Origin of the sequence: Amycolatopsis sp. cmx-4-83 (assembly GCF_046548815.1) — a bacterium.
Classification (GTDB): Bacteria; Actinomycetota; Actinomycetes; order Mycobacteriales; family Pseudonocardiaceae; genus Amycolatopsis; species Amycolatopsis pretoriensis_A.
Genome location: NZ_JAEBEF010000001.1, coordinates 780,927 through 804,353, shown reverse-complemented (window position 1 = coordinate 804,353; position 23,427 = coordinate 780,927). Strand labels below are relative to the sequence as shown.

21 protein-coding genes are annotated in these 23,427 nt (G+C 70.1%); 9 read left to right on the top strand and 12 right to left on the bottom strand.

Annotated elements, in window-relative coordinates:
• The first annotated feature begins 4 nt into the window (after nucleotides 1-4).
• The gene (locus ACLJQM_RS04140) at nucleotides 5-580 is read left to right on the top strand and encodes a TetR/AcrR family transcriptional regulator (protein WP_410630187.1); all 576 of its coding nucleotides are present in this window, start codon (nucleotides 5-7) and stop codon (nucleotides 578-580) included.
• Here ACLJQM_RS04140 and rfbD read toward each other — a convergent pair.
• Both rfbD and rfbB read right to left on the bottom strand, forming a co-directional pair.
• The gene (gene rfbD, locus ACLJQM_RS04135; protein ID WP_410630186.1) at nucleotides 559-1,449 is read right to left on the bottom strand and encodes a dTDP-4-dehydrorhamnose reductase; all 891 of its coding nucleotides are present in this window, start codon (nucleotides 1,447-1,449) and stop codon (nucleotides 559-561) included. The genes ACLJQM_RS04140 and rfbD overlap by 22 nt on opposite strands.
• An 11-nt stretch (nucleotides 1,450-1,460) precedes the next feature.
• The gene (gene rfbB, locus ACLJQM_RS04130; protein ID WP_360772522.1) at nucleotides 1,461-2,450 is read right to left on the bottom strand and encodes a dTDP-glucose 4,6-dehydratase; all 990 of its coding nucleotides are present in this window, start codon (nucleotides 2,448-2,450) and stop codon (nucleotides 1,461-1,463) included.
• 137 nt (nucleotides 2,451-2,587) lie between these two features.
• Here rfbB and ACLJQM_RS04125 point away from each other — a divergent pair, with 137 nt between their 5' ends.
• Together ACLJQM_RS04125 and ACLJQM_RS04120 are read left to right on the top strand one after the other, a co-directional pair.
• A complete protein-coding gene (locus tag ACLJQM_RS04125) occupies nucleotides 2,588-4,114 on the top strand; it encodes an LCP family protein (protein ID WP_410630185.1) in 1,527 nt (508 codons plus the stop codon).
• Nucleotides 4,115-4,151: 37 nt separating this feature from the next.
• Nucleotides 4,152-5,408 (top strand): LCP family protein, encoded by a 1,257-nt coding sequence (locus tag ACLJQM_RS04120; protein WP_410630184.1) that lies wholly within the window; start codon nucleotides 4,152-4,154, stop codon nucleotides 5,406-5,408.
• 146 nt (nucleotides 5,409-5,554) lie between these two features.
• Here ACLJQM_RS04120 and ACLJQM_RS04115 read toward each other — a convergent pair whose 3' ends face one another.
• Nucleotides 5,555-6,391, bottom strand: a complete 837-nt coding sequence (locus ACLJQM_RS04115) for an NAD(P)H-binding protein (RefSeq protein WP_410630183.1) — start codon at nucleotides 6,389-6,391, stop codon at nucleotides 5,555-5,557.
• 108 nt (nucleotides 6,392-6,499) lie between these two features.
• On the opposite strand from ACLJQM_RS04115, the gene ACLJQM_RS04110 reads away from it, so the two are divergent.
• Nucleotides 6,500-7,210, top strand: coding sequence for a TIGR03089 family protein (locus tag ACLJQM_RS04110; RefSeq protein ID WP_410630182.1), 711 nt, complete (start codon nucleotides 6,500-6,502; stop codon nucleotides 7,208-7,210).
• Here ACLJQM_RS04110 and ACLJQM_RS04105 read toward each other — a convergent pair.
• The gene (locus tag ACLJQM_RS04105) at nucleotides 7,207-7,644 is read right to left on the bottom strand and encodes a DoxX family protein (protein WP_247014592.1); all 438 of its coding nucleotides are present in this window, start codon (nucleotides 7,642-7,644) and stop codon (nucleotides 7,207-7,209) included. The two genes, ACLJQM_RS04110 and ACLJQM_RS04105, sit on opposite strands and share 4 nt — an antisense overlap.
• Nucleotides 7,645-7,891: 247 nt before the next feature.
• Between ACLJQM_RS04105 and ACLJQM_RS04100 the strand changes: the two genes are divergently transcribed.
• Nucleotides 7,892-9,748: a GTP-binding protein gene (locus ACLJQM_RS04100; protein WP_410630181.1), complete on the top strand. Its 1,857-nt coding sequence runs from the start codon at nucleotides 7,892-7,894 to the stop codon at nucleotides 9,746-9,748.
• On the opposite strand, the gene ACLJQM_RS04095 is transcribed toward ACLJQM_RS04100, so the two are convergent.
• Nucleotides 9,745-10,560, bottom strand: coding sequence for a DUF1206 domain-containing protein (locus ACLJQM_RS04095; protein ID WP_360772539.1), 816 nt, complete (start codon nucleotides 10,558-10,560; stop codon nucleotides 9,745-9,747). The genes ACLJQM_RS04100 and ACLJQM_RS04095 overlap by 4 nt on opposite strands.
• Nucleotides 10,561-10,640: 80 nt before the next feature.
• Between ACLJQM_RS04095 and ACLJQM_RS04090 the strand changes: the two genes are divergently transcribed.
• Nucleotides 10,641-11,033, top strand: coding sequence for a hypothetical protein (locus tag ACLJQM_RS04090; RefSeq protein WP_247014595.1), 393 nt, complete (start codon nucleotides 10,641-10,643; stop codon nucleotides 11,031-11,033).
• Here the strand turns inward: ACLJQM_RS04090 and ACLJQM_RS04085 are convergent.
• The gene (locus ACLJQM_RS04085; protein ID WP_360772545.1) at nucleotides 11,030-11,455 is read right to left on the bottom strand and encodes a hypothetical protein; all 426 of its coding nucleotides are present in this window, start codon (nucleotides 11,453-11,455) and stop codon (nucleotides 11,030-11,032) included. The genes ACLJQM_RS04090 and ACLJQM_RS04085 overlap by 4 nt on opposite strands.
• A gap of 68 nt (nucleotides 11,456-11,523) precedes the next feature.
• Entirely contained in the window at nucleotides 11,524-12,453 is a 930-nt protein-coding gene (locus ACLJQM_RS04080) for an esterase/lipase family protein (protein WP_360772548.1), read from the bottom strand.
• Nucleotides 12,454-12,652: 199 nt separating this feature from the next.
• Between ACLJQM_RS04080 and ACLJQM_RS04075 the strand changes: the two genes are divergently transcribed.
• Nucleotides 12,653-13,351 carry a 5' nucleotidase, NT5C type gene (locus ACLJQM_RS04075; protein ID WP_410630180.1) on the top strand — a complete coding sequence of 233 codons (699 nt, stop codon included), beginning with the start codon at nucleotides 12,653-12,655 and terminating at the stop codon, nucleotides 13,349-13,351.
• Nucleotides 13,352-13,404: 53 nt separating this feature from the next.
• On the opposite strand, the gene ACLJQM_RS04070 is transcribed toward ACLJQM_RS04075, so the two are convergent.
• Nucleotides 13,405-14,562, bottom strand: coding sequence for an acyl-CoA dehydrogenase family protein (locus ACLJQM_RS04070; RefSeq protein ID WP_247014598.1), 1,158 nt, complete (start codon nucleotides 14,560-14,562; stop codon nucleotides 13,405-13,407).
• A gap of 114 nt (nucleotides 14,563-14,676) precedes the next feature.
• Between ACLJQM_RS04070 and ACLJQM_RS04065 the strand changes: the two genes are divergently transcribed.
• Nucleotides 14,677-16,344: a class I adenylate-forming enzyme family protein gene (locus ACLJQM_RS04065; RefSeq protein ID WP_410630179.1), complete on the top strand. Its 1,668-nt coding sequence runs from the start codon at nucleotides 14,677-14,679 to the stop codon at nucleotides 16,342-16,344.
• A 122-nt stretch (nucleotides 16,345-16,466) separates the two neighbouring features.
• Nucleotides 16,467-19,022, top strand: coding sequence for an NACHT domain-containing protein (locus ACLJQM_RS04060; RefSeq protein ID WP_410630178.1), 2,556 nt, complete (start codon nucleotides 16,467-16,469; stop codon nucleotides 19,020-19,022).
• Nucleotides 19,023-19,030: 8 nt separating this feature from the next.
• Here ACLJQM_RS04060 and purE read toward each other — a convergent pair whose 3' ends face one another.
• The 4 genes from purE to ACLJQM_RS04040 form a co-directional block, all read right to left on the bottom strand.
• Nucleotides 19,031-19,528, bottom strand: a complete 498-nt coding sequence (purE, locus tag ACLJQM_RS04055; protein WP_410630177.1) for a 5-(carboxyamino)imidazole ribonucleotide mutase — start codon at nucleotides 19,526-19,528, stop codon at nucleotides 19,031-19,033.
• Nucleotides 19,529-19,542: 14 nt separating this feature from the next.
• Entirely contained in the window at nucleotides 19,543-20,727 is a 1,185-nt protein-coding gene (locus ACLJQM_RS04050; RefSeq protein ID WP_360772558.1) for a 5-(carboxyamino)imidazole ribonucleotide synthase, read from the bottom strand.
• Between the two features lie 112 nt (nucleotides 20,728-20,839).
• On the bottom strand, nucleotides 20,840-22,048 hold the full coding sequence (locus tag ACLJQM_RS04045; RefSeq protein WP_247014603.1) for a glycosyltransferase 87 family protein: 1,209 nt from the start codon (nucleotides 22,046-22,048) through the stop codon (nucleotides 20,840-20,842).
• Nucleotides 22,023-23,366 carry a glycosyltransferase 87 family protein gene (locus tag ACLJQM_RS04040; RefSeq protein WP_360772562.1) on the bottom strand — a complete coding sequence of 448 codons (1,344 nt, stop codon included), beginning with the start codon at nucleotides 23,364-23,366 and terminating at the stop codon, nucleotides 22,023-22,025. Before ACLJQM_RS04040 ends, ACLJQM_RS04045 begins: the two co-directional genes overlap by 26 nt.
• Nucleotides 23,367-23,427 lie beyond the last annotated feature (61 nt).

Below are 23,427 nucleotides of genomic sequence, written 5' to 3'. Positions count from 1 at the left end.
ATCCGTGCAGCAGGGCTTTCACCCGCCCCAGCAGGCCCGCAGCCGGGCGTCGCTGGAGAAAGTGCTGGCCGCGGCAGAACACGTCCTGGCGCACCAGGGGCACGAAGAGTTCACGATCGGCGGGGTCGCCGAGCGGGCCGGGCTGTCGGTCGGCGCGATCTACCGCCGGTTCGACGGCAAGGACCAGCTCCTGTACGCCGTGAAGGACCAGCTGCTCACCCGGCTCGAAACGAACGTCACCGAAGCACTCGCCGAGTCAGGACCGCACGACGTCGTCGCCGCCTTCACGCGAGCGCTGGCGGAGACGTTCGCCGCCCACGACCGGATCTTCCCCGAGCTGCTCGACGGCCAGCGCGCCGACGGCCGCGACCGCGGACTCCTAGCCCTGGCGGCGATCCAGCGGACCTTCGTCGAAACCGCGGGCGACAGCCCGGCGACGAGAACCGCCGCCCGGACCGTCATCGGCGCCTGCGTGCACCGCGCCGCGACCTGCCGCTACTGGCCGGACGGCCTGGACTGGACCACGTGGGCCGCCGAGACGACCAAGATGACGCTCGCCTACTTGGCGGCCGCGAAGTAGGCGTCCAACGCCTCTTCCCACGGACGCATCGGCGTCAGCCACGCCTCTTTCCACGACGACGGCGACAGCACCGAGTACGCCGGACGTGCTGCCGGGCGCGGGAACTCCGCCGTCGTGCAGGGGTGCACCCGGGCGGGATCCGCGCCCAGCCGCGTGAAGACCGCGCGGGCGAAGCCGCACCAGCTCACCGAACCGGCGTTCGTGCAGTGCAGGATCCGGGCCTCCGGGCCGTCCCCGCCCGCCACGCGGGAAGCCAGCTCCAGCAGCCCCGCGGCCAGGTCGGCCGTCCACGTGGGACCGCCCACCTGATCGTCCACAACGGACAGCGTGTCCCGCGAAGCCTCCAGCGAGGCCATCGTCTTCACGAAGTTCGACCCGGACTTCCCGTACAGCCACCCGGTCCGCACCACCCACGACGACGCCCCGGAGCCGAGGATCGCGTCCTCGCCGGCCGCCTTCGTGCGGCCGTACGCCGACCGCGGCCCCAGCTCGTCGGAAGGCTCGTAGGGCACCGAACCGTCGCCCGCGAAGACGTAGTCCGTGGACACGTGGATCAGCGGCACGCGCCGCGCCGCACACGCGGCGGCCAGGACCCGCGGGCCGTCGGCGTTCACCGCGAACGCGCGCTCCTCGTCCTTCTCCGCCGCGTCGACCGCCGTGTACGCCGCCGCGTTGACCACCACCGGCGCCGAACCCGTCTCCCGCGCGCGGTCGGCCAGCGCGCCGACCGCCGCCAGGACCTGGCCCGTGGCCGTCACGTCCAGCTCCGCGGAACCGGGCGCCACCACGTCCACCGAAGGGGACGCCAGCGCGGCGAGATCCCGGCCGAGTTGTCCGGAACCACCGGGCACGAGCACCGTCAGCCGCACAGGAAAGTCCCTTACTTCTTCAGCGCGGCCCGCTCCGCCAGGGGCTCCCACCACGCGCGATTGTCCGTGTACCAGGCCACTGTCGCGGCCAGACCGTCCTCGAAGGACACGCGCGGAGCGTACCCCAGCTCCGCGCCGATCTTCGTGATGTCCACCGAATACCGGCGGTCGTGGCCCTTGCGGTCCTCGACCGGTTCGACGCTGTCCCAGCCGGCCCCGACCGCGGCCAGCAGCTTTTCGGTCAGGGACCGGTTGGTCAGCTCGGTGCCGCCGCCGATGTTGTAGATCTCGCCCGGCCGGCCACTCTCGGCGACCAGCTGGATGCCCTGGCAGTGGTCGTCCACGTGCAGCCAGTCACGGACGTTCAGCCCGTCGCCGTAGAGCGGCACCTTCCGCCCGTCCAGCAGGTTCGTGACGAACAGCGGGATGACCTTCTCCGGGAACTGGTACGGACCGTAGTTGTTGGAACACCGCGTGACGCAGACCGGCAGCCCGTGCGTGCGGAAGAACGACCGCGCCACCAGGTCCGACGACGCCTTCGACGCCGAGTACGGCGAGTTCGGCTCCAGCACGTGGTCTTCGGTCCACGAACCTTCCGCGATCGAGCCGTACACCTCGTCGGTGGACACGTGCACGAACTTGCCGACACCGGCTTCCACGGCCGCCTGCAGCAGGTTCTGGGTGCCGAGCACGTTCGTCAGCACGAAGTCCGCGGAGCCGAGGATCGAGCGGTCCACATGGGACTCGGCGGCGAAGTGCACGACCAGGTCCACGCCCCGCATGACGTCGGTGACCAGCGCGGTGTCGCAGATGTCGCCGCGGACGAAGCGCAGCCGCGGGTCGGCGGCGACCGGGGCCAGGTTGGCCTCGTTGCCGGCGTAGGTGAGCTTGTCCAGCACCACCACTTCGGCGTCACGCAGCGCCGGGTAGGCGCCGGTGAGCACCTGCCGGACGTAGTGCGACCCGATGAAGCCCGCACCACCGGTGACCAGGACCCGCATAACCCCGCCTTTCTCCGCGCCCCGGACGGGGCAATCCGCCCCCAGCCTACGGAGGTCCTACAACACCCTCAGTAGAGTCTCACTCGAGGCACACTGGTGCCCTGGGGGAAGCACGGGGTTCACAGGGGAGGAAGCGCGTGACCGAATGGCCTGCGCCGCCCGTCCCGGCGCGCCGCGGCACCGGCGCCGCGATCTTCGCGCGGCGCGGTGGCAAGGTCGTCGTGTCCCTGCTCTCCGTCGCGATCCTGGCCCTGACCTGGTACGGCTGGCACTTCATCGGTGACCCGAACACCGGCCTGACCACGACGAACGTCTTCGCCGACACCGAGGCGCACGCGAAGCCGCTCGACGGCGCGATCGACATCCTCCTGGTCGGCCAGGACAGCCGCACCGACGCGCAGGGCAACCCGCTGCCCCGCGAAGTGCTGGACATGCTGCACGCCGGCGTCTCCGACGGCGAACTGAACACCGACACGATGATCCTCGTGCACATCCCCCAGAACGGGAAGCACGCGATCGCGATCTCGTTCCCCCGCGACTCCTGGGTGGAGCTCGCCGGCGGCTACGGCAAGCACAAGCTCAACAGCGCGTTCGTCTACGCGTACACGGACACTTACAAAACGTTGCAGCGCCAGGGCATGACCGACCTGAAGCAGGCCGACGCGGAAGCGAAGGTCGCCGGGCGCAAGAACCTGATCGCCACGATCGAGAAGTTCATCGGCAAGCCGGGCATGATCGACCGCTACGCCGAGGTCAACCTGGCGAGCTTCTACGAGATCACCAAGTCGATCGGCGGCGTCGAGGTCTGCCTCAACGGGCCGGTCAAGGAAGTGAAGTCCGGCGTGGACCTGCCGGGCGGGCGCCAGACCATCGAAGGCGTGCAGGCACTGGCCTTCGTCCGCCAGCGCTACGGCCTGCCCAACTACGACCTCGACCGGATCGCCCGCCAGCAGGCGTTCCTGTCCGGGCTGGCCCGCAAGGTCATCTCCTCCGACGTGCTGACGAGCCCGGGGAAGATCGCCGATCTGGTTTCGGCGGTGAAGAAGTCAGTCGTGCTCTCGCTGGGCTGGGACCTGACCGAGTTCGCCGAGCAGATGCGCGGCCTGACCGGTGGCAACATCGAGTTCCACACCATCCCGACCCTGGGCAACGCGGTGATCGGCGGCGCGGACGTGCTCCGCGTCGACCAGCCGTCGGTGGCGGCGGAGGTCGCGCGGCTGACGTCGGACGGCGACACCCCGGCGGCCCCGGCGTCGACCCAGCTGCCGGGCGCGAAGGCCGTCACGGTGGAGCTGTTCGACGGCACGGGTTCCCCGGCGCTGACCGCGCAGACGCACGCGACGCTGCAGGGCAAGGGCTTCACCCTCGCCGCGGACCAGAAGCTGAGCACCCGCAACACGACGATCGTCCGGTACAACCCGGCCGACGACGCCGCGCTGGCCCTCGTCAAGCAGGCGCTGGGCGCGGGCCTGCAGGCCGAACCGGACCGGGACGTCACCGCCGGGCACGTGCGCGTGCTGCTCGGCAAGGACTTCCGGAACTCCGCCGCCGCCCCGGGCGGCGCGCCGACGTCCACGGCCGCGAAGCCGCCGGCGTCCAGTGCGACGCCAACCACCCCCGCCGCTCCGCCGATCACGGCGGGCGACGTTCCCTGCGTCAACTAGACTGCGTACGCAGGGTGGTCGGGGGAGGTAGGCCAGGGTGGATGACGAGCAGGAAAAGCCGGACGCGGCCGCCGAGCCGGTGACGCAGAGCGACGAGTGGAAGCCGTCGCCGTTTCCGCGGACGGCGCCCGCTCCGGTGCCGTCGCGCGCGCGACGGGCCGGCCGGGTGACCCGCCGGGTCGCGCTCGGCCTGGTGTCGCTGCTCGCGCTCGGCGCCAGCGGCTACGCGTACGTGACGAAGGACCAGCTGCAGAGCACGGTCCCGACGACCGACGCGCTGACCCCGCGCGCGGGCGAGCCGGCGCCACCCCCGGCGGACGACGGCGCCGACGACATCCTCCTGGTGGGCAGCGACGCGCGCACGGACGCCCAGGGCAACCCGCTCCCGGCGCGCCTCCTGCGCCAGCTGCGCACGGAAGCCAACAACGGCGCGGTGAACACGGACACGGTGATCGTCCTGCGGGTGCCGAAGAACGGCGGCAAGCCGTCGGCGGTCTCGATCCCGCGTGACACGTGGACCGACGTCCCGGGCCGCGGCAAGGCGAAGATCAACTCGGCGTACGGCATCGCGAAGGCGCACTTCGCGCAGGAGCTGCGCGGCCAGGGCGAGCGCGACCAGGCGAAGATCGAGCGCGATTCGGACACCGAGGGCCGCCGCGTCCTCGTGCAGGCGGTGCAGGACCTGACGCAGGTGCGGATCGACCACTACGCCGAGGTCAACCTGCTGGGTTTCTACCTGCTGACCGAGGCGCTCGGCGGCGTGAAGGTCTGCCTGAACCACGCGACCGAGGACAAGGACTCGGGCGCGAACTTCCGCCGCGGCGAGCAGACGGTGTCCGGCGGCGAGGCGCTGTCGTTCGTCCGCCAGCGCAAGAACCTCCCGCGCGGCGACCTCGACCGGATCGTGCGCCAGCAGGCGTTCCTGTCCTCGGCCCTGCACCAGGTGCTGTCGGCGGGGACGCTCACGAGCCCGGGCACGCTGAACGGCCTGATGGACGCGGTCCACCGCGCGCTGACGATCGACCCGGGGCTCGACCTGCTGCAGTTCGCGCAGCAGGCGAAGGGGATCGCGTCGGGCGACCTGGCGTTCGCGACGATCCCGGTGATCACGGCGAACGGGCGGAGCGAAGACGGGCAGAGCATCGTGGAGATCGACCCGAAGGCGGTCCGCGAGTACGTGGCGGGCTTGGCGGGCCGAACGGCGGCCCCGGCAGGCGGCGGCTCGGGCAGCGGCACCGCCCCCACCGCGGCACCGCTGCCCCAAGCCTCCCCCAGCGTCCCCTGCGTCAACTGACCCGAGCGCACTTTCACGTGAAAGTGCGCTCACCTCACACGGATTTAACGCCACTTTCCCTACGAAAGTGCCGTCACCTCACACGGACTTCACGCCACTTTCCCTACGAAAGTGCCGCCACCTCACACGGAACCGACGTCCGCCGGTCAGGTGAAGTCGGCGCGGTGGTTCTCTGCCCACTGCCGGAACGTTCGCGGTGCGCGGCCCGTCACCTCGCGCACCACGTCCGTCACCAGCGACGGCTCCCGCACCGTGCGCGCCCAGGCCCGCAGGATCTCCGGCGGGACCTCGGGCGGCCAGCCCAGCGCGGTCATCCGGCCGGCCGCCTCCTCCGCCGTCAGCTCCTCGACCGGCAGCGGCCGTCCCAGGACGTCCGCGAGGGTCGCCGCCTGCTCGCGGAACGAGATCGGCTCCGGGCCCGTCAACGCGAGCGCTTCCCCGACGTGCGAACCGTCGATCAGGATCCGGGCCGCGACCGCCGCGATGTCGCGCTCGTGGATGGCGCCGATGCGCGAGTCCGGGTACGCCGTGCGGACCACGCCCTCCGCGATGTCCGCGCGCCAGCCCAAGGTGTTCGTCGCGAACGCGCCCGGGTTGAGCACCGTCGAGGCGAACGGCGCCGCCGCCAGCGCCTGCTCGACGGCGTGGTGCAGCTGCGCGATCCGACTCTGCGCGGACTCGGGTTCGAGCGTCGCCGCCGACGACAGCAGCACGACGTGCCCGACGCCGGCCGCGTGCGCCGCCTTCACGAACCCCTCGATCCCCTGCGGCCGCGTGTACAGGAAGACCGCCGACACGCCCGCCACCGCGGCGTCCAGCGTCGAGGGGTCTTCGAGGTCCGCGCTCACCTTCGCGACGCCGTCCGGCACCTCGAGCGCGGTCGCGTCCCGGCTCGCCGCGCGCACGTCCTGACCTGCGGCGACGAGCTCGTCCAGCACCGCTCGCCCGACGTTCCCCCGGGCTCCGGTGACGAGAATGGTCATGGTTGTTCCCCAGTTCCGAAATAGATTTGCTTGCAAAGCAAAGCTACTCAGCTCGGCGATCAGGTGTCAACCGGCGAGGCCCCTGGTCCGCGCTTTAGCCTTGTCCCCATGAGCCTGACCGACGAGCTGCTGCGCCCGCTGCTGGCCTCGCCCGCCCGACCGTTGATCACCCACTACGACGACCAGCTCGGCAGCCGCGTCGAACTGTCCGTGGCGACCACCGCCAACTGGGCGGCGAAGACGGCCAACTGGCTGACCGAGGAGTTCGACGTCGAACCGGGCGACGCGGTGGCCGTGCAGCTCCCGGCGCACTGGCAGACCGTGGGCGTGCTGCTCGGGGCGTGGTGGTGCGGGGCGCGCGTGGTGGCCGAGGGCGCCGGCGCGCGGGTGGCGTTCGTCGGGCCGGACGACCCGGAGCCGACCGGCGCGACCGCGACCGCCGTCGTCACGCTCGACCCGATGGGCCGCGGCCTCTCGGAACCGCCCGGCGGCGGCGCGTTCGACTACCTGACGGAGTCCCGGCTGGCGGGCGACCAGTACCGCCCGCTCTTCCCGATCCCGGGCGACACGGCGGCGCTCGAAGGCTCCACTGTGGACGAGGTACTGGCCGAAGCCCGCGCCCGCGCGGCGAAACTGGGCCTGTCCGGGGACGACCGCGTGCTGTCCACAAGGGACTGGGACGGTGCGGAGGGCATCCTCGACGGCCTGCTCGTCCCCCTCGCCGCCGGCGCGCACCTGGTGCACATCAGCAACGCGGACCCGGCGAAACTGGGTGCCCGCCGTGATGCGGAGCGCACCACGGCGGACCTCCCCGCTTAAGCGTTCTGCAGTTCCCCGGCTTCGGCGCGGCGGGCGCGCTTGCGGCCCCACAGCAGGTGGTCCAGGGAAAGCCGCCCGCCGTTGAAGCCGAGGGCGAGCCCGGCCAGCGCCAGCACCAGGACGAGCTCGTAGCCGCCCTGCCCGGTCAGGCCGTTGTCGATGTGCACCGACAGCAGCGCGCCGACCGAGATCACGACGTAGCCGATGCCGACCAGCGGCAGCAGGAACCCGGCGATGAACGCGATCGAGCCGAGGATTTCGACGGTCATCGCGAAGACCGCGGCGGCCGTGGGCATCGGGATGCCCGTCATCGAGAAGAACTTCGCCGTGCCGTCGATGCCGTTGTTCCACTTCTGGAGCCCGTGCGCGAGGAAGACGACCGCGACGCCGATCCTCCCCAGCAACAGGGCCACGTCCTTGAATCGTCCGAACATCGGTTTCAGCTCCCCGGTGGGTGAATTTTCAACTGACCCGCCCCAAGTTAGGGCCCCGGAACCCCCGACCGAAGCATCGGAGGGTGATCGACAGGGAACCGACAGGGACCGGAAAAGCGATTGGCGGCGGCCGCCGCGAGCGCTATCTTCGCCCTGACCTGCGCCAACGAACGTGAGGAGACCCCGATGCGCCGACAGACCGATCCGCCCGGCCTGTCACCCGCATCACAAAGGATCCCCCACGACCGTGAAAACCCTGAACATCGGCATCCTGGCCCACGTCGACGCCGGTAAGACCAGCCTGACCGAGCGCCTGCTCTTCGAAGCGGGCGTCATCGACCACCTCGGCAGCGTCGACCGCGGCGACACCCAGACCGACACCCTGGAGCTCGAACGCCGCCGCGGTATCACCATCCGCTCGGCGGTGGCCTCCTTCGTGACCGGCGGCACCCGGATCACGCTGATCGACACCCCGGGCCACTCCGACTTCATCGCCGAGGTCGAGCGGGCCCTGCGGGTGCTCGACGGCGCCGTCCTGGTGGTGTCGGCCGTCGAGGGCGTCCAGGCCCAGACCCGCGTGCTGATGCGCACGCTGCGCCGCCTGGCCATCCCGACGCTCGTCTTCGTCAACAAGGTCGACCGGGTGGGCGCGCGCGACCAGCTCGCCGACATCCGCGCGAAGCTGGCGCCGCGGGCGTTCGCGCTGAACGCCGCCACCTCCCCCGACGAGCTGGGCGAACTGCTGGCCGACGGCGACGACACGTTCCTGGAGTCCTATGTGGACGACCGGGCCGACGCCGCCGCCTGCCGCGCCGAGCTGGCCCGGCAAGTCGGCGCGGCCACGCTGCACCCGGTGCTGGCCGGCTCGGCGATCACCGGTGACGGCGTCGCGGACCTGGTGACGGCGATGGCCGAACTGCTCCCCACGACCGAGCGCACCGGCGACGGGCCGCTCGCCGCGACCGTGTTCAAGATCGACCGCGGCCGGGCCGGGGAGAAGATCGCCTACGCCCGGCTGCACTCGGGTTCCCTGGGCGCGCGGCAGCGAATTTCTTTCTACCGCGGCGGAACCGAGCTCACCGGCCGGGTCTCCGCGGTCGAAGTCGCCGGCGACGACGTGGCGCTCGCCGGGGACGTCGCCCGGGTGCGCGGGCTGCGCGAGGTCCGGATCGGCGACCGGCTCGGCACCCCGGGCACCGCGAGTGACGGCGTGTTCGCGCCGCCGAGCCTGGAGACCGTCGTCCGGCCGGTCCGGCCCGAGCAGGCCGCGGCCCTGTTCACGGCGCTGACCCGGCTGTCCGAAGAGGACCCGCTGATCGACGTCCGCCGGTACGGCCACGACGTTTCGGTGCGGCTCTACGGCGAAGTGCAGAAGGAGGTGCTGCGCTCGATGCTGGCGGACGGCGCCGGCATCGACGTCACCTTCGAGCGGACGCGGACGCTGTACGTCGAGAAGCCGGTCGCCCGCGGCGAGGCCCTCGAAGAGCTGGATCCGGAGCAGCGCCTGTACTTCTTCGCGACGGTCGGGCTGCGGGTCGAGCCCGGTCCCGGCGTCACGTTCGGCCTGTCGGTGGAGCTGGGGTCGCTGCCCCTGGCGTTCCACAAGGCGATCGAGGAGACCGTCCACCACACGCTCGAACAGGGGCTCTACGGCTGGGAGGTGCTGGACGTCGCCGTCACGCTGACGCACACGGCGTTCTTCAGCCCGCTCAGCGCCGCGGGCGACTTCCGGAAGATGACGCCGCTGGTGCTGATGGCGGCGCTGAAGGAGGCCGGCACCCGGGTGCACGAGCCGGTGCACCGCTTCGAGCTGGAAGTGCCGGTGACCGCCGTCAGCGCGGTGCTGCTCAAGCTGGCCGAGCTGCGCGCGCTCCCCGGCGAACCCGTCACCGGGCCCGGTTCCTGCACGCTGCGGGGCACCATCCCGGCGGCGCACGTCCACGAGTTCGAGCAGGCGCTGCCGGCGCTCAGCCAGGGCGAAGGCGTCTTCCTCGCCGAGTTCCACGAGTACCGGCCGTACCCGGGGCCGCCGCCGGTCCGTCCCCGGACCGGCGACAACCCCTTGGACCGCAAGGAATACCTGGCGCAGGTGGCCCGGCGTTAGCGCTTGTGGGCCCAGGCCGCGCCGAAGCAGTACGCGCCGAACGCGGCCAAGCCGAGGGCCACCACGACCAGCAGCACCGGGCCGAAGGGCTGGGCGACGAGCGTCTTGAGCGCGGCGTCCAGCCCGCCGGCCTTGCCCGGGTCGGCGTTGAACCCGGCGATGGCGAGGAGGATCGCGACGATCGCGAGGACGACGCCCTTGGCGAGGTAGCCCGTGGTGCCGACCCCGCCGATCCAGCGCTTGGTCTTCCCGGGCAGCTCGTTCGTGTTCAGGTCTTCGAGGAACTTCTTCTTGGCGCCTTTCACGCCGGCGGCGATCGCGACACCCAGCACGCAGGCCGCGGCGATGACCACCAGCGCCGGCCCGGCCGGCAGCTGGAGCAGCTTGGCGGTGAACTCCTGCTGGCTCTGGTTGCTCGAGCCGCCGCCCCCGCTGCCGGTGGCGATGCGGATGGCGGTGAAGCCGAGCGCGATCACGACGACGCCGCGCGCCGCGGCCCCGATCCGCTTGCGCGTCCGCTTGCCGCCGCTGACCCATTCGTAGCCGGTGGCGGCCATCAGAAACTGCCACAGGCCGAACAGGATCAGGCCGACGGCGACGATCCAGAGCAGGATCTGGCCGAACGCCGTGGAACCGATCTGCTGCAGTGCACCCTTCTGGTCGGCCTGCTCGCTGTCGCCGAAGGCGACCTGCAAGGCGAGGTAGGCGATGACGAGGTGCACGACGCCGTAGCACGCCATGCCGATGCGCCCGAGCAGTTGCGCGGTGTCGCTCTTCTCGCCTCTGTCGGCGGTGGCCTCTGTCCGGTTCATGACTTCTGGGGTACCCAGTCCGGACCGGCTTGCGCTGGGCTATGCGGCGGAATTCCGTGCGGCGATGGGAGGATCCCGGTATGGACGCGCGACTGATCGGCTACTGGTCGGAGTCGGAAGTGCACCCCGGCTCGACCGAGTACACCGAACTCGGCTTCCGCGCCGACGGGACGGGCTGGCAGTACTGGTCGAGCTGGAGCACGGAGTTCGTCGTCCACCGCTTCACCTGGGACGGCGCCGCGAGCCGCCTCGCGCTCCGGCTCGGCATGGTCCTGGACGGCACCTGGTCGCTCGACGGCGAACGGACGCGCCACCGCGTCGAACGCCGCGAGCACGTCGACACGCGGCTCACGCTGGGCTGTTCGCTGACCGACGAGCCGAAGCTGGAGCTGGACCGCCCGATCGACGAAATGCTCGGCGGCACGCAGTTCCTCTTCGTCCCCGGCGGCGGAGCCGACCCGACGCTCGCCTAAGCGGGGCGGCGCCGGACCTCGTCGAGCCCCGTCCAGCCGCCGTTGACGGCGAGCAGCGTCAGGACCTGCTCGGCCTGTTCGGCGAACCGGGCGAGGTCGTCGTGCAGCAGTGCGGCGCGTTCCCCGTCGAGCTGGTCGACGTCGTCGAACCAGAGCGAGATCACCGAACCGGCGGTGACGGCGAGCCCCTGCGTCAACCGGAGGAAGCCGTCCGACGGCTCATCGGCGTCCGCGCGGTAAGCGGTTTCGATCTCGTCGCACGCGGCGAGCAGCTCCCGCAGCTGACGAACGGCCCCGGCCGGCGTCCCGTCCCAGGCGGCCGTCGGCCAGGCACGGTCGGACAGCTCGAGCCACAGCCGCCAGCCGGCGACCAGCTCGGCTTCGTCGTGGGGCGTCCAGGACGCCGGAACCGGCCAGTACATGCTTCGAGGGTGACACCGCCGGAGCGGAAATCCGCCCCGGCGGTGGGTTATGTCTCATGTGGCGAAACTCAGCTGATCACGGGTGGCACCGGCACGCAGGGCGGCGTCTTGGCGTGCGCGGGGTCGAGCGCGTTGAGCACCAGCCCCTGGGCGACGGGGTCGTAGGTGATGCCGAGGTGGTCGGTGAAGTCGAGCCCGCAGACGTTCTGCAGCAGGATGTTCTTGACGTTCGGTTTCGCGGGCAGGAACGCGCTCGTGTACGGCGTGACGACGTCGTCGTACCGGGTCTGGATGACGGTGTACTGGATGCCGTCGACGGTCTCGCCCCCGGCGTTCAGGTCGGCGAGGAAGTCCGACCCGACGGCCTGTTCGTTGCACGCCTGGCAGACGGTCCCGAGCGCGGCGGGCACCCCAGGGATCAGCTCGAGCGTGCTGAGCAGCCCGAAGAGGTCGGTCCCGTGGTTGGACGGCGACAGCCCGACCAGCCGGCTGATCTTGTCCGCGCCGCCGAGGTACTTGATCCAATACCGGACGTTCATCCCGCCCTGCGAGTGCCCGACGACGTCGAGCTTCTTCGCACCGGTGGCTCGGAGGACCTTGTCGCCGAAGGCCGCAAGCGCTTTCGTGGTGTCGGCGACGGGCCCGACGGTCTGCAGGAAGGCCCCGGGCGCCCCACCGAAGTTCCCGGCGAAGACGCAGTACCCGGCGTTGGCGAGCTTCTGCGAGAGGTTGGCCCAGTTCTCGTAGGCGTTGGCGGTGGTCCCGTTGGAGAGCAGCACGGGATTGGGGTGCTGCGCGGAGGGCTTGCAGTTCCAGTCGTTCGCCCCGGGCGGCGCGATGGTGGGCGCCCCCAGCGAGTAGACCGCGGCCGTGAGGATGTTCGGCTGCACGGGCCCGGTGGGTTCCCGTTCGGCAGCCCGGCCGGTCCCCGCCCCCAGCACCAGCACCGCCACCGTGGCAGCGGCCGCCGTGAGCCACCTGCGCGTCGTTGCGCCCATCCGCTTCACCTCTCTGTGAACCGATGGTGATCCGCGTCACCGCAGGTTTAACGCGCGAGTAACTTGTCCGGACACTCCCCCTGGTGAGTGATTTTCTTTCGGCGTTCGGGCTGGTAGGAGCCACGTGTTGCGAAGCGGACACGGAAGAGAAACGACGATCAAGCCCGCGTTGCATCCTCCCCCGGCAGAGCGACAAAGAGTGACCCCCGCGATCACTCAATGGAACCAGTCAGCCCAACCGGAGGCAGGGATGAACGAGGAATATGTCTTCGGCGTGGACCTCGACGGGGTGTGCGCCGACTTCTACGGGAAGATGCGCGAAATCGTGGCCTTCTGGCGCGGTGTACCCCTCGACGAACTGACGCCGGAGCCCGACTACGGACTGGGCAACTGGGGAGTCCCGGACAAGCGGGAGTACGAACGCATCCACCGGTACGCGGTCAGCGAGCGAAACCTGTTCCGCGACCTGGAGCCGATCCCCGGCTGCGTCCAGTCACTCCGGCGGTTGAGCACCGAGGGGATCCGCATCAGGATCATCACTCATCGCCTGTACATCTACCACTTTCACAAGACCGCGGTGACCCAGACAGCCGAATGGCTCGACAAGCACGCCATTCCCTACTGGGACCTTTGCTTCATGCGGGAGAAGGGGCACATCAACGCCCACATCTACGTGGACGACACCGAGATGCACATCCGCGACCTGGAGAACGGCGGTAGATCGGTCATCGCTTTCACCAACTCGACCAACGTCCACATGGATCCGCCACCCGCGCTGCGCGCGAACAGCTGGGCCGAAGCGGAGAGCATCGTGCGAAGCCGCTACCGAGCCTGGCGGGCGACCACGAATCCGCCGGCCCCGGGCAGCCCTGATGCCGCACCACCCGAAGCGGCGTGAGGCCGTGACGGCACTGGTCGGCCAGCGCCGTCACGGCTCGTCACCGAGCGGGGTCAGCCCTTGAGCAGGGCCCGGGCCATGACGACCTTCTGGATCTGGTTCGTGCCTTCGTAGATCTGCGTGATCTTCGCGTCGCGCATCATGCGCTCCACCGGGAAGTCGCGGGTGTAGCCGGCGCCGCCGAACAGCTGGACCGCGTCCGTCGTCACCTCCATCGCGATGTCCGACGCGTACATCTTCGCCGCCGAGGCCATGAAGCCCGCGCGCTTGTCGCCGCGCTCCGAGGCCGCTGCCGAGGCGTAGACCAGGTGGCGGGCCGCTTCGATCTTGGTGCCCATGTCGGCCAGCATGAACTGGACGCCCTGGAACTCCGCGATCGCCTTGCCGAACTGGCGGCGGTCCTTCACGTACGCCACGGCCGCGTCGAGGGCGCCCTGGGCGATGCCCAAAGCCTGGGCGCCGATCGTCGGGCGGGTGTGGTCGAGGGTGCGCAGGGCCGTCTTCAGGCCGGTGCCCGGCTCGCCGATGATGCGGTCCTCGGGGATCGTGCAGTTCTCGAAGTAGATCTCGCGCGTCGGGGAGCCCTTGATGCCGAGCTTCTTCTCCTTCGGGCCCACCGAGAAGCCCGGGTCGTCCTTGTGCACGACGAACGCCGAGATGCCGTTGGCCTTCTTCTCCGCGTCCGGGTCGGTCACCGCCATCACCGTGTACCAAGACGACTCGCCCGCGTTGGTGATCCAGCACTTGGTGCCGTTGAGCACCCAGTGGTCGCCGTCGAGCCGGGCGCGCGTGCGCATCGACGCGGTGTCCGAGCCCGCTTCGCGCTCCGAAAGCGCGTACGACGCCGAAGCCTCGCCCGACGCGATCGAGGGCAGCACCAGCTTCTTCACGCTCTCCGAGCCGGACAGGATGATCGGCTGCGTGCCGAGCTTGTTCACGGCCGGGATCAGCGACGCCGACGCGTCGACCCGGGCGACCTCTTCGATCACGATGCAGGCGCCGACGGCGTCCGCGCCCTGGCCGTCGTACTCCTCGCCGATGTGGACGGCGTTGAAGCCCGACTTGACCAGCGCGTTGTACGCCTCGATCGGGTAGCGCTCGTTCTCGTCGACCTCGGCCGCGTAGGGCGCGATCTCCTTCTCGGCCAGAGCCCGGACCGCGGCCCGCAGCTCCTCGTGCTCCTCGGCAAGCTGGTACAGGCCGTCGGTCACTTCGGGTCACCTTCTCTGCAACGTCGGAAGAGTTCTGTCGATGTTAGCGCTCGTTCACAGCAGGTGGCGCCCTCGTCCTTGTGTCGTTGACCGCAGAATTCGTATGGTCGAGTGATGCCGCTCACCGCGCCGACGACGCCGCCCGGTTTGCCCGCCTCCCTCGACTACCCCGAAGTCCCCGTCGGTTCGATCCTCGCCGCGGGTGCCGCCCGCTGGGGCGGCCGGACCGCCTTCGAGCACGACGGCCGAAGCCTGACCTTCACCGAGACCTACCGCGCGGCCTGCCGGTTCGCGCACGCGCTCGGTGACCGCGGCATCGGCCGCGGCGACGTCGTGGCGCTGCACCTGCCGAACTGCCTCGCCTTCCCGGTCGCCTACTACGGCACGCTGCTGGCCGGGGCCACCTTCAGCCCGGCGAACCCGCTGCTCCCGCCGGCCGACCTCGCGTTCCAGCTCGCCGACTGCGAGGCCGCGGCCGTGGTGACGTTCGGCCCGGTCGCGGGCGCGCTGGCCGCCGTGGCCGACCGGATCCCGGCGCGCCTCACGGTCGTCGTCGCCCCGGCCGGCGACCTGGCCGAGGGCGCCGTCGAGTTCGAAGCGTTCCAGGCCGGGCAGCCGGAGACGCGGCCCGACGTGGACACCGACGTCCACGAAGACCTCGCCCACCTCGCCTACACCGGCGGTACCACCGGCCGGTCGAAGGGCGTGCGGCTGACGCACCGCAACGTCGTGGTCAACACCCTCCAGCACGCCTGCTGGGGCTCCGGCTCGGTGCCGGCGCTCGACGAGCGGGGCGACATCACGCTCGACCAGATCGGCAGCGAGGAAGAGTGGGTGACGCGCCTGGGCACCGGCGTCGCGATCAACCTGACGCCGTGGTTCCACGCGATGGGCATCATCGGCGGCCTGAACGCGGCGGTGATCGCGGGCACCAAGATCGTGCTGCACACCCGCTTCGACCCGGCGGCCTACGTCGCCGACGCCGAACGCCTGCGCATCACGGGCATCGGCGGCGCCCCGGCGCTGTTCGCCGCGCTGCTCGCGACGCCGTCGTTCCACACGGCCGACCTGTCGTCGGTCCGCTCGATCGGCTCGGGCGCGGCGCCGATGAACCACGCGATGATCAACGCACTGCGCGAGCGCTTCCCGGGCGTCGTCGTCAGCGAGGGCTACGGCCTCACCGAAGCGACGATGGGCGCGGTGATCTCCCCGACGTACCAGTCGGGCACCCGCAAGGTCGGCTCGGTGGGCGTCCCGATCTTCGACACGCAGGTCAAGATCGTCCCGGCCGAAGGCGGCGAAGACCCCCTCCCGGCGGGCGAAAAGGGCGAGGTCTGCCTCCGCGGCCCGCAGATCATGCGGGGCTACCGCAACCGCCCGGAGGAAACGGCGGACGCACTGGTCGACGGCTGGCTCCACACGGGCGACATCGGCATCCTCGACGCCGACGGCTACCTGTCCATCGTGGACCGCAAGAAGGACATGCTGCTGTACAAGGGATACAACGTCTTCCCGCGCGAGCTGGAGGAGCTCCTGGTGACGATGCCCGGCGTGGCGGCGGCCGCGGTGGTCGGCCGCCCGGACGACGAGGTCGGCGAACTGCCGGTCGCGTTCGTGGTGCCGAACGGGCCGTTGGACGCGGACGAGCTGATGGCCGCGGTCAACGAGAAGGTGCTGCCGTACAAGCGGTTGCGGGAGGTGCACGTGGTCGAGCAGATCCCGGTGTCCGCGGCGGGGAAGGTGCTGAAGCGCGAACTGCGGGAGCAGCTGTCAGGTAACTGACCAATATCGAATACGCATCAGACCGCGGGCGGTGTAACAAAACCCGGGCGGACCGCGAAGCGCTTCCGTCGCCGGGGCGAACTGCCTATCATGGCGAGAACGACGGCGGCCGGGGGAATTGCATGGAGCAGACGTTCACGGCGATCACTCTGCCCGAAGCAGTGCGCTGGCTGTTCGAGACCAACGGCTACGACGTCGCCGGCCCCGTCGAGTTCGACGGGGCCGCGGTCGATCTCGTCGCGACCCAGCTCTCCGGCTTCAGCGAGCAGAACGTCTACATCGAGGCCACGGTCCAGCAGGTGGACAGCGCGAAGTACGAAGAGCTACTCGCCAAGTTGACGCGTTTCCGCACCCAACTGGGCGCGCAACGAATGATAATTTCCCCGGCGGGGTTCACGGCGGGTGTCAAGGAAAGCGCCGGCGCCGAGGGGATCCTCACCTTCACCTACAACGAACTGTTCGCGAACTTCGAACGAGTCCAACCGTACCTGTCCTACATCCTCGGCGATTCGCGTCAGGCGAAGACCCTGCAGGCGCTGGACGAGGTCTACGAAGAGCCGAACTTCGACGACAAGTACGGCAACCAGTGGGCGACGAAACACCTCACCGACTGGCTGCACGACGAGGACAAGGACCGGTCCTGGCTGATCATCGTCGGCGAGTACGGCACCGGCAAGACCGCGCTGACCGAGGTGCTGCAGAAGCGGTGGGCGGAGCTGTACCAGAAGGGCGACAGCCCGCGCCTGCCGTTCCGGATCGAACTGCGTGACTTCGCCAAGCAGTTCGACTCCCGCGGGCTGCTGCACCACTTCCTCGACCGGAACGAGCTGGCCCACCTCCCGGTCTCCTTCGTCGAGAGCATGATCTCCAACGGCCGCGTCGTCCTGCTGCTGGACGGCTACGACGAAATGGCCCAGTACCTGAACGTGCGCGAGCGGCGCGCCTGCCTGGAGGCGCTCGCCGACCTGGCCAGCAACGGGGCGAAGGGGATTTTGACGAGTCGCCCCAACTACTTCACCGAAGCCGAAGAGCTGCGGGTGTTCGAAGTCCTGTACCAGAAGCTGGGCTCGCACCGCCAGATCAACGTCCTGGACCGCGCCGTCGTCGAGCAGGAACGCGAGGTCGATTCGCTGCTGGAGCGGTTCGTCCTCAACCGCGTGGAACGCAGCCTGCGCGACCTGACGTACGAGCAGACCATCGAGCTGGTGCGCCGGCGTCTGAAGGACGACCCCGAAGGCGCGAGCGTCGTCACCGGGTTGCTGTCGAAGGTCTTCCGCAACGAAGAGGACCGGAACGTCTCGCTGTCGGGCAAGCCGGTGATCATCACCTACCTCCTCGACGTCGTCGAAGAACTGAAGAAGGACGACGCCGGAGACCCCGAGCAGAAGATGTCCGAGTGGGACATCTACAACCTGATCGTCCACAAGCTCATGCTCCGCGACTGGGCCCGGACGTCGACCCTGTTCCCGACGGAACGGCTGCTCTTCCTCCAGAAGCTCGCCCTGTACACGTCCACGAGCCAGCAGAAGAGCGTCAACGAGTCCAGTTTCCGCGAGGTCATCAGGACGGTCTTCGAATCGAAGATGACCAAGAAGCGGGTCGAAGGCGTCACCGACGCGGAAGACTCCCTCTTCGACGACCTCCGGTCCTCCACCACCCTCACTAGGAGCACCGACAAGGTCACCGCGCAGTGGCAGTTTTCCCACAACTCCCTGCGTGAGTACCTGCTGGCCGGCTACCTCATCGACTGTCTCGTCGACGGTCGGCCGGAGCCGCGGTCCGTCCCGGTGACGGACACCATGATCACCTTCGTCAACTCGATGCCGCAGGACAAGCTGCAAGAGGCCTACACGCAGCTGTCCGCCCTCTGGCCGTCGCGGAAGATGCACAAGGGCATCGACCAGATGCTCATCCTGCTTTGGGGCGCGAAGCGGCACAACGAGCGCAAGAACCGCAGCGTCCCCGAGAGCCTGACCGACCTCGTCGGCGACAGCCTCGACCTCTCGAACTGCACGCTCAGCGGCATCAACTTCAGTTCGGAAGACAACGTCACCCTGCGCGGGCTGAACGCGTCGAGCAGCATCATGACCGACACCGACTTCTCCCGCACGGACCTGACCGGTTCGAACTTCTCGGACTCCGCGATCGACGCATGCGTGCTGACGAACGCCGACGTGACCGGCGCGGACTTCTCCAACCTCCTGATGCTGGACACCGAGATCACCGGGCTGGTGTGCACCGGAGCGAACTTCACCAACCTCACGAAGGACTCGACGGCACTGTTGAAGGTCGGCAAGGACCTGCACGTGCTCGACGCGACCAGGCTACGGGGCTACTTGAAGCGGCGAGGTGCGATCACCGACCCCGTCAACCCGTACTTCATGTACTGCCTGGACCAGAACTTCGACATCTGCGAGAAGATCTGCCGCGTCCTGCTGGACGGCGCCTGGCATCAGCGCCTCGGCCTGGAGCAGCGCGGCGCCTCCGAGCGCAACGTCAAGCTGGCCAAGAAGTTCGTGCAGTTCCTGATCTCCATCGGGCACGTCCAGATCAAGAACGGCACCGGCGGCAAGCTCATCGGCACCACGCAGAGCGGCCGCCCAGTCGTGGCGCGGCTGAGCGAGAACGCCCACATCGACGAAACGCTGCTCCCCTTCTTCGAGGAGAACTTGCGCTAGCCGCGGCCTCAGTGACCGGTCTTGGCCCGCAGCGCCGCGTCCTTGTCCAGGACCAGCTTCTCCAGGTCCTGCTGGAACTTCGCCATCTTCGAGCGCAGGGCTTCGTCGGACGCCGCCAGGATGCGGACGGCCAGGAGGCCTGCGTTGCGGGCGCCGCCCACCGAGACCGTGGCCACCGGGACGCCTGCCGGCATCTGGACGATCGACAGGAGGGAGTCCAGGCCGTCCAGGTACTTCAGCGGGACCGGGACGCCGATCACCGGGAGGACCGTTGCCGAGGCGACCATGCCCGGGAGGTGGGCCGCGCCGCCGGCGCCCGCGATGATCACGCGGATGCCGCGGGCCACCGCCGATGTCGCGTAGTCCAGCATGCGCTGCGGGGTGCGGTGCGCCGAGTAGACGCCGACCTCGTACTCGACGCCGAACTCGTCCAGCGCCGCGCCGGCCGCCTCCAGGGTCGGCCAGTCCGAGTCGCTGCCCATGATCACGCCCACCTGCGGCGCCATACCCGTCACTCCCGTCAGTGGATCTCGTAGCCGTCGAGCCAGACGGCGTGGGACAGCCAGTGCGCCGACAGCAACGCGCGGTTGCGCAGGTCTTCCATGCGCTCGCCGGTGAAGTTGACGTGCCCGAGCTTGCGCCCCGGGCGCTCCTGCTTGCCGTACAGGTGCACGCGCACCTCCGGGTACCGCGCGAACAGGTGGTGCAGCCGCTCGTCCGGCCCCATCTCGGGCAGCACCGCGGCGCCCAGCACGTTCGCCATCACGCACGCCGGCGCGACCAGGTCCGTGCGGCCCAGCGGGTAGTCCAGGACCGCGCGCAGGTGCTGCTCGAACTGCGACGTGCGCGAGCCGTCCATGGTCCAGTGGCCCGAGTTGTGCGGACGCATCGCCAGCTCGTTCACCAGCAGCCCGGTGTCGGTCTCGAACAGCTCGACCGCGAGCAGGCCGGTGACGTCCAGCGTCGCGGCGATCCGCAGCGCCAGGTCCTGGGCCTCGTGCACCCGCGAGTCGTCGAGCCCCGGCGCCGGGGCCAGCACCTCGGTGTTGATGCCGCCCTCCTGGACGGTCTCGACCACCGGGTACGCCGCGCCCTGGCCGAAGGGCGAGCGGGCGACGAGCGCGGACAGCTCCCGCCGCATCGCCACCTTCTCCTCGACCAGCAGCGCCGTGCCCGCTTCGAGCAGCTCCGGCACGGTCTCGCGGGCGTGCTGCGCGGTATCCAGCATCCAGACGCCGCGGCCGTCGTACCCGCCGGTCGACGCCTTGAGCACCACCGGCCAGCCGTGGTCGTCGCCGAACGCCACGACGTCGTCCACTGTGGACACCTCGGCGAAGGCCGGGCCCGGCACGCCGAGGCCCGCCATCATCTCGCGCATCACCAGCTTGTTCTGCGCGAAGCCCAGCGCCGTGGGCGCCGGCCGGATGACGTAGCCCTCCATCGCCAGCGTCAGCAGGTGCTCGCCCGGCACGTGCTCGTGGTCGAAGGTGAGCACGTCGACCGAGGCCGCGAACTTCCGCAGCGCCTCGAGGTCGGTGTGGTGGCCCAGCGAGACGTCGCCCGCGACGAGACCCGCGGCTTCGTTCTCCCCCGCGGCGAGCACGCGCAGGGACTGGCCGAGGGAGATCGCCGCCTGGTGGGTCATCCGGGCCAGCTGCCCGCCGCCCACCATGCCCACGACGGGCAGACCGGTGTGTTTGTCCATAGCCCGCTCAGACTACTGCGCCGATTTTTGACAATCCGACCGGCAGCCACGCCGGAACAAGTGCGGTGAGCTGCCAGCTCCGGTCAGTGTCCGCCTGCTTTCGGCCGGATTGTCAAACGGTCACCAGGCCGGCCGACCGCCGGACCAGGCGTAGCTCACGCACCGCCAGCCCGAGGATCCCCGCCGCCGCCGCGAGCACGTAGACGTTGCCGAGGAGTGACCAGCCCAGGCCCCAGCCGAACTCCCGGTCGCCGCCGTTGGGCACCAGCATCACGATCTGCGAGGCGAACAGCACCGCGACCGCCGCCGCGGCCCACCAGCGGGCCTTCACCACGAGCAGCGTGAGCAACGGCACGCACCAGACCCAGTGGTGCGACCACGACACCGGCGACAGCAGCAGCCCGTAGAACGCCGTCACGAGCAACGCGGCCGCGTCCTCGCCACGCCGGTGCAGCCGCACCACCAGCCACACCGCGGGCACGGCCAGCACCGCCGCCACGCCGACCGCCACCGCCAGCGACCACGGGGCCAGCGCCGAAGCCCGGTTCACCAGCCCGTTGAGCGACTGGTTGAAGATCCAGTGCACCGACCCGACCCGGCTCGGGTCGGTCGCCGAATCCCGCCAGAACCGCGCCGCATCGACCGGGATGACCGCGAACATCACCGCTTCGAGCGCCACGAACGTGCCCACCGCCCGCAGCCCGTCCTTCCACCGGCCCGTGAAGAACAGGTGCGGCACGAAGATCAGCGGGGTCAGCTTGATCGCCGCCGCCACGCCGATCAGCACGCCCGCCCAGCGCGACCCGCGCACCGAGAGCACCAGGACGTCCAGCACCACGAACGCCATCAGTATCAAGTTGATCTGGCCCAGGAACAGCGTCTTCCACACCGGTTCCAGCGCCAGCGCGATGGCCGTTCCCGCCGGCAGCGCCCACCGGCTTCTTCCCAGAAGCGGTGCGTGCCCCGGCGACGACGAAACCACCGTGATCACGACCATAAGACCGACCACCGACAAAACCGCGATCACGCCCCACACCAGGCCCGACGGCACCAGCGCGAGCGGCAGGAACAGCGGCGCGGCGGCCGGCGTGTAGGTGAACGGCAGCCGCACCCAGTCAGGCAGCGCGGTCAGCACGTCCCGCGTGTAGAGCGGGTCGCCGTGCAGCAGCGTCAGCGCACCCGCGCGGTACACGGCGCTGTCCGCGCCCAGGTGCCACCCGGCCAGCCAGCCGACGACCCCCAGCGCCAGGACAGCGAGCGCGAGGACCCCCGCGAGCACCCGGCCGGTGCGCGCCTCAGACGCCGGCTTCGACGTCGACACGCGCGGCCGCCTTCTTCCGCGCCCGCCGCTGCAGGCCCCAGCGCAGGATGAGCGCCACGGCCAGCACCACCGGCATCAGGATGTAGGCGTCCCCCAGGATGTTCTGCCAGACCGTCCAGTGCAGTTCGACGTTGCGCCCGTTCGGCAGGATCAGCAGCACGCAGCTGACGAACACGAACGCCGCGAGGAACGTCCCGACCCAGCGCTTCCACGCCGTCTTCGGGGTGGTCTTCGGCAGCCGCGAGACCAGCAGCACGATCAGCGGGATGACCCACACCCAGTGGTGGGTCCACGAGATCGGCGAGATCAGCAGCGTCCAGAACGCCGTGACGAGCAGCGCGGCCAGCGCCTGCCCCTTGCGGTGGAACCGCATGAGCAGCCACAGCGCCGGGATCGCGAGCAGGAAGCCGATGCCCATCGCGGCCTTCGACGCCCACGGCGCGAGGTCGGTGGCCCGGTTCATCAGCGCGTTCAGCGACTGGTTGCCCGCCCAGTGCACCGGCCCGATCCGGCCGGTGTCGGGCAGCGTCACGGTCCAGTACTTGGCCGCGTCGTGCGAGTTGATCAGGAACATCAGGCCCTGCAGCAGCAGGAACGTCGCGAAGCCGCGGATCGCGTCCATCCGGCGGCCGGTGACGAACAGGTGCCCGAGGAACACCAGCGGCGTGAGCTTGATCGCCGCCGCGACCCCGACGAGCACGCCGCCCCACCGGCTGCCGCGGGCGCCGATGACCAGCATGTCGAGCAGGATCATGGCCATCAGGATCAGGTTGATCTGGCCGAGGAAGATCGTCCGCCACACCGGCTCGAGCCCGAGGAAGACCAGGAAGAACACGATGGTCGAGCGGGCCGGCGAGGCCCACCAGCGCGGCCCGTCGGCGGACGGGCGGGGCAGGGCGCCGATCGCGATCCGGATCGACAGCGCCATCGCGCCCAGCGAGACGGCGGTGATCAGCCCCCACGAAATCTGCGTCGGGAAGGCCGCGAGCGGGACGAAGATCAGCGCCGCCGTCGGCGGGTAGGTGAACGGCAGCAGCGCCCACCACGGTTCGTTGGGCAGGGTGTTCGCGTCGTAGAGCGAGTCGCCGTGCAGCAGCGTCAAAGCGCCCGCCCGGTACACCGCGCTGTCCACGCCGAGCACCCAGTCGTGCTGCCAGCCGTAGATGCCGTACCCGATCGCGACCAGCGGGATCACCGACAGGATCAGGATCGACCGAGGGCGGACGGACAGGCGGGCGAGTGACTTCCGCAGGGCCAGCCGGTGGTGGGAGCTGGCCGCGACTTCGCCGTCGACGTCGGTGGGTACGGTCCTGGTCACCGCACCAGGAAATCATGACCGGCCCGGTCCAGGTCAGCGAGGTCCGGGCGGAAGCGGACTT